The sequence below is a fragment of the Gluconobacter sp. GP1 genome (assembly GCF_032913585.1).
GTDB lineage: Bacteria > Pseudomonadota > Alphaproteobacteria > Acetobacterales > Acetobacteraceae > Gluconobacter > Gluconobacter cerinus.
In genome coordinates this window covers 1-5,841 of record NZ_JASGXC010000025.1, presented here as the reverse complement: position 1 = coordinate 5,841, position 5,841 = coordinate 1, and the positions used below count along the sequence as shown (strand labels likewise).

The 5,841-nt window shown below is 50.5% G+C and carries 4 protein-coding genes and 1 pseudogene; 4 read left to right on the top strand and 1 reads right to left on the bottom strand.

Translation table 11 applies throughout. The features are described from left to right. Positions 1 to 73 precede the first annotated feature (73 nt). Positions 74 to 825: pseudogene (locus tag R5H23_RS16565) on the bottom strand (IS5 family transposase); the annotation flags it as partial. Between the two features lie 367 nt (positions 826 to 1,192). Here R5H23_RS16565 and R5H23_RS16560 point away from each other — a divergent pair. The 4 genes from R5H23_RS16560 to R5H23_RS16545 form a co-directional block, all read left to right on the top strand. Beyond that, positions 1,193 to 2,476 (top strand): autotransporter strand-loop-strand O-heptosyltransferase, encoded by a 1,284-nt coding sequence (locus tag R5H23_RS16560; protein ID WP_015075061.1) that lies wholly within the window; start codon positions 1,193 to 1,195, stop codon positions 2,474 to 2,476. 4 nt (positions 2,477 to 2,480) lie between these two features. Further along, entirely contained in the window at positions 2,481 to 4,904 is a 2,424-nt protein-coding gene (locus R5H23_RS16555) for a Hint domain-containing protein (protein WP_211499771.1), read from the top strand. Positions 4,905 to 4,961: 57 nt separating this feature from the next. After that, positions 4,962 to 5,504 carry a helix-turn-helix domain-containing protein gene (locus R5H23_RS16550; protein WP_244974656.1) on the top strand — a complete coding sequence of 181 codons (543 nt, stop codon included), beginning with the start codon at positions 4,962 to 4,964 and terminating at the stop codon, positions 5,502 to 5,504. 89 nt (positions 5,505 to 5,593) lie between these two features. After that, positions 5,594 to 5,841, top strand: a 248-nt coding sequence (locus R5H23_RS16545) for a transposase (RefSeq protein WP_317216105.1), incomplete at its 3' end; no start/stop codon positions are given.

Here is a 5,841-nt window from a genome sequence, read left to right as displayed (position 1 = left end):
CCCAATCAACTAAGGGGAAATGGAATCACAGAGCAGACCTCAATACCAGGGGGTTTTTCGAACCCTCCACCTAGGTTACGTTGACAAAAGATCTGATCCAGAGCCTTGCGGCGGCGATATTGAGGAAACTCATGAAGGATAAGGCGGTCTTGTCGTAGCGGGTCGCGATGCGGCGCATCTGCTTGAGCCTGTTGAACATCCGCTCGATGTGGTTGCGATCCCTGTAACGCCGCCAGTCTGTTTTCTGTGGAGCGCTGCGGCCTTTGCGTGATGGAATGACCGGCAGGATCCCGTGGATCAGCAGTTCCTGGCGGAAACTGTCACTGTCATAGCCCCGGTCGGCCAGCATGGCTTTGGGGTTCGGGACAGGTAGCTTCATCAGGGCGTCTGTGGCTTTGTAATCCGAGACCTGGCCTCCGGTAAGGACAAAGCCGAGAGGGCGTCCCTGATTGTCACATCGGGCATGGATTTTGCTCGTAAAGCCGCCGCGTGACCGACCAAAAGCCTCCGAATAAGCCCCCCTTTTGCCCCAGTGGCCTGTGAATGGGCGCGGATTACGGTGCTGTCGATCATATGCTGCCAGTTATCAGTCAGCCCCAGATCTACCAGGGTCTGTAAAAGAGCATCCCAGACACCCTGTTCAGCCCAACGCCGGAACCGGACATAGACCGAGTTCCATTTGCCGTAGCGTTCATGCATGTCCCGCCAGGGGCAACCCGTTCGTAGAACATGCAGCATACCATTGAGAAACTGGCGATTGTCTCCAGATGGACGAGCCCAACGTCCACGCTCAGGCGGCAGAAGCGGACCAATCATCGCCCATTCCTGATCCGTCAGATCGCCTCGTGCCATGCCTGTTCTCTCTGCCCGTTATCCCACAGCCAGGAAGTGAATCAGATCTCAGGCAGATCGTATAGATCTTTTGTCAACGTGACCTAGGCCCTCTGAACCGAGTAAATCTCTCTTCATCAACATAAAAGAACCTTGGCTGCTTCATATCACTATGCCCTGCCCCAAGATCGAAGGAATGGAGTCACACAGAGAGCCTCAAAACCAGAGAGTTTTTCGACCCTTCCCGCGGGGGGCAATATTTTTGTCATTATGAAAAAAACATTCACTTGATGATTTTTATTTTATTAACTATTAACTGATCGTTACCGCCTCGCGATAAAAATTTGGAACTTCTTAATTAATGCCTCAGAGCCCGATATCGAGTGATCAAGAGGCCGCTTCGAGCGGTGCGAACCCCCTTGGTTCCAAGCTTTCTGATAAGCCCGCATATCCCCCTTCAGCGTCAGTCCCGACTCAACAGGCGCATCATGGCATTCGGTTTGATTTCAATTTTGGGTGTCGTGTTCAACTGCCACTTCTGGAAGACGGGCAAACATGGCACGTCCGACTTAGAGACCTTGATACGGGCAATATTCTCTTTGAGAAAACCGGGATCCCTGCAGGTCTTATTCATTCCAGCAAGCGTTGGTATGTCCGATTTGGCATAGATGTTTGGATCGAAAGTCAGCCTCAAGGTGGCGTCAAATCAGAGAAACAGGTTTTCAGTCATCACTTCGACCCACAAAACAAAGAGATTCTAATCCAATTCCCAGTGGGTACACTCGGCGACACATTGGCCTGGATGCCCTATGCAAACCGCTTTGCGAAAAAACATGGTGCCCATGTCACCTGCGCTCTTTCAGGCCTCATCAGTCCTTTGTTTGAGAAAGCGTATCCTCATATTCGCTTTTTTACGCACGAAGAGGTCATTGACCAAAAGCTCAGCGACACATTCTACGGGACCTATAGTTTAGGACTGTTTTTTGATGATGTGGCATGTGACTGGCAACCGACTGATTTTCGATATGTCGGCCTACATAAAACAGCCGCCTATATCCTCGGGGTTCCCCCTGAAGAAGAGCCTGCAAAGATTACTCTTTCTGACGAAAGTCGTCCTCTAAAAGAGCCTTATGTCTGTATCGCCGTACAGGCGAGCTCCCAATGTAAATATTGGAATAACCCGACAGGTTGGCGCGAAGTTATCACGTGGCTTAAAGAGCAAGGGTATCGCGTCGTCTGTATTGATCAGAAAGCCGAACATGGGACAGGCGTGGTATGGAACCACTTGCCGCATGGAGCTGAAGACCAGACAGGAAATCGTCTTCTGGCAGAACGAGCGCGCTGGCTTAAGCATGCAGCATTTTTTATTGGCGGCAGTTCAGGCCTAGCCTGGCTCGCATGGTCTGCAGGCTGTCCTGTGATCATGATTTCAGGGTTTACCCACCCCAATAACGAGTTTGAAACGCCCGGGCGCGTGATCAACTGGCACACCTGTAATTCATGCTGGAATGACCCGAAGGAGCGTTTTGATCACCACGATTTTTTGTGGTGTCCGCGGCACAAAAACTCCGAAAGGCAGTTTGAGCGCACAAAACTTATCACCTCAGAAATGGTGATAAATAGAATCAAATTAATTAGAGGATAATAAAATGAGTTATGTATCTAATGGTACACTCTATGTAACAGATGCAGTTGGTGGCGCGGGGGCCCCAGGAAGTTTCTATGGAGCAGCATTTTCTAGCGCTGTTATTCTCTCCGGAGGAGAATATTCAGGAACGGGGTCAGTAGCATCTGGTGCAGGGTTTGTTGTTAGTAGCGGTGGTAGATTAGATGCAAACCTGACGGTTTCCTCAGGAGGATCTATTGAGCTCGAACGGGGATCTCTCATTGGATATTCATCTTCCACTTTAACATTGTTGAGTGGTGCTAGTCTTATAGTCGATGCTGGAGCTCAGCAATATACTGGGGAAAATTACATTCTTTCTGGCGGGACAATTTCTGCTTATAGAGATTTGGGGTCACACACGTGGACAAGTGCTGGTGGGACCCTGATCATTGAGAGTGGCGTATCTCTTAGTGAAAGCCCCGTTGCTGGAGCGGCAACTGTTGCGGTCAGCAGCGGAGGTAGCCTGTCTGGCGGGGCCTTTGTCTCCGGTAATACTGTCGCCGTATATGCGGGTGGTGTGACGTCCAACATTATCGCCTCAAGCGGAGCCGGTGTTGGTATTCAGGGTACCGGATCAAATGTTACGATCGATACGGGCGCTGTTTTGGAAATTGCTTCTGGTGGTTTGGTAGAAGGGAGTACAATTAACGGCGGAACAGGCCACGTCGACTCTGGTGGAAGCCTTACCACCACCATAATTGATAATAGTGCCATTGTGACCGTGAGTGGGGGCGCTACGGCTTCAGGTCTGACACTTGAAACGCTGGGTACCGTCGTTGTTAGTTCCGGAGGAACTGTTTATAACACCGTTATTTCCAGTGGCGGCGGTCTTGGCCTCGCTGGTACGGCTTCCGGAACAATCGTTAACTCCGGCGGTGTACTGGAGATCAGTTCCAATGGTATTGCTCAGGACAATACTATTACCAGTGGCGGGGCCATTGATGCCGATGCAGGCAGTGTCGTGGGCACAACGACGGTGTCAAGTGGCGGATCGCTTACGGTTGCAAGTTCAGCAGCAATTTCAGGTGTTGTCACCATAGCCAATGGCGGCTCTGCAACGATCTGGAACAATGCTGGTGGAACCATTGACCTCGTAGGAGACACCAACCACGGACTGACCATTTCGGGTCTCGAAAATGGTGGTACAGTCAGTACGGTTATCAGTGGGTATACAGGAACGGGACCCGGTGATTCAGATTCAATAGATCTGGCCGGCGTTTCTCCTACGGGTGCAACATACAGCTATCCGTCCAACGATCAGGTGGTCGTAACGCTCAGCAATGGAAACACCATCACCCTGAATATCGAAGGCGTCAAAACGACAGGTTTCGCTCTCGTGAGTGATGGCAATGGTGGGTCCCTTGCTGAAGTCTGCTTCCTTGCGGGCAGCCTCATCTCAATCCCGTCTGGAACGATTGCCGTCGAAAAGCTGGCGGTCGGTGATAACGTCACAGCATATGTCGATGGGACCGAGACAGTTCGCCAGGTGACATGGGCCGGCCAGGCCCGCTGCACAGTCCGTCCGCATCTTGCTTTAGATCAGGCAGGGTATCCCGTTCGCATTCTCAAAAATGCGATCGCTGAGGGCGTTCCTTTTAAAGACATGCTGATCACCGCCGAGCACTGTCTCTTCTTTGATGGCAAGTTCGTGCCGGCCCGGATGCTCGTAAACGGTCGTTCGATCTTCTATGACACCTCGATCACGTCTTACGACTACTATCACATCGAAACCGCTGATCACTCCGTCATCATGGCTGATGGTATGTTGACGGAGAGTTATCTCGATACCGGAAACCGTCGCGCTTTCCGTCAAAATAACGCTGTCGTCTCCATCCCTCTCAGCCGTGATCTCTCCTGGGATGATGCCGCGGCTCCTCTCACCGTGTCGCGTGAAGCCGTCGAGCCGATTTACCGTCAGATTGAAGGTCGTGCCAAGGAGCAGAACTGCCCGGTACAAACCGCCCCCCAGCCTCTGACCTATGACAGCGACTTGCACCTTGTGACTGATACAGGCGCAACAATCCGGGCAGCCCGGACCAATAATGATCAGGTTATCTTCATGATCCCTGTCGGCGTTGGCAGCGTCCGGATCGCCTCTCGTGCTAGTCGTCCATATGACGCACTAGGACCATTTGTGGACGATCGTCGGACACTGGGTGTTCTGGTCGGCGATATCAGAATGTTCGAAAGCAATGCAACGCGTTTGCTCAGCGCGCATTTGATCGAGGAAGGTATTTCGGGTTGGAGTAACGTCGAAGATGGAACAGTGCGTTGGACTGAAGGAAATGCTTTTCTTTCTTTAGGACATCGCCCTCTGGGCAGTATCGCTCTGTTATCCGTTCAAATTCTTGCGTCTGGTCCCTATCTGGTGACAGACACGACACTAGACGTGGCTCTTCAGGCATAACAAAAAAGAACCCGGTGACTTCACGTCACCGGGTTTTTCTTATACGATGCCACAATCATGCCACATAGAACCTTGCTGACTCCAGGACAGATCTGGACCCCCAAAAATCAACAGGAATTCCCTAGAAAAATTGTTGATCTGGTAAAAAGCAGTATCGAATTTCAGGTATTGAACAATAAATTAGACATAAAAAGATGCGCTCACTCTCTTTTTCGAAAATGGATTAAAATTACCCAAGCGTCTCTTACTGAAATTGATGAAACCCGCGTGCCTCCAACACTCGCGTTGGCACAAAAGCTCTTTGCTCTCCGCAAGTCCGCAAAGATGAGCCAGCTTGCGCTTTCTGAAGCGCTCAATATCAGTCGCTCTGCGGTTGCTGCGCTTGAAACGGGACGAACTGGAGATCTTCAAAAATATCTTCCAAAAATTTCTGAAATTTTTGATGTTCCCATCAATTTTTTTCTGGATGGCCTCTCAACCAAACCAGTAAAACGCGTCATCTCATCAGATGAAGATATTTTGATTGATCTTTACAGAGCTCTCACGCCAGAAAAAAAAATCAGTGCCCAGAAGTATATGGAGAGGCAAAAAAATACATAAATGATCAGGTGGAGGGTTCTAAAAACCTCTTAGTTTTGGGGGCTTTTCTATGATTTCGTTTTTTCGGTCCTTATCGGGGGAATGGCGCTATGAAACAGCCGGGCTTTTTTGACGTCGAAGAGCGGCTTGCTCGGCTGAGCGGGCTTGGTGATCAGCTCGAAGCCTTTTCCCGGACTGTAGATTTTGAAGCCTTTCGTCCTGACCTGGATAAAGCGCTGGCCTATGCGGATGGAAGCAAAGGCGGTCGTCCACCATTTGATCCAGTGTTGATGTTCAAAATCCTGGTGATCCAGACGCTGAATAATCTGTCCGATGAACGGACGGAATATCTGATCAA